Annotated in this window: 1 pseudogene; it reads left to right on the top strand. The window is 48.9% G+C overall.

Going from position 1 to position 268, the window contains the following annotated elements:
• A pseudogene (locus tag DDR33_RS25990) lies at positions 1-253 on the top strand (hypothetical protein); the annotation flags it as partial.
• Between the last annotated feature and the right edge of the window lie 15 nt (positions 254-268).

The following is a 268-nucleotide window of genomic DNA, read 5'->3' as shown; positions in this document are numbered from 1 at the left end:
GGAGGGGAATTCGGGTGGGGGACCATCGCGGGGAGATGTGTTCGGGATCTATTTTCCGGAAAAGGGGCGGATTGCGCATGTTGGATTTGTTGATGATTGGGGGGATAAGTATGTGGTGACAGTGGAGGGGAATACGAATGAGGCCGGCAGCCGGGAAGGGGATGGGGTTTATAGGAAAAGGAGGTTTATTTCCTGTATTTATAAGGTGGTAAAGTATCTTCCTGTTACTCGCTGCTTAAAACTTAATACCTAAAACTCACCCTATGCG

Source organism: Pararcticibacter amylolyticus, from assembly GCF_003130405.1.
GTDB classification, from domain to species: Bacteria; Bacteroidota; Bacteroidia; order Sphingobacteriales; family Sphingobacteriaceae; genus Arcticibacter; species Arcticibacter amylolyticus.
The sequence above is the reverse complement of the archived record's forward strand: the minus strand, read 5'-3'. Positions and strand labels throughout refer to the sequence as shown.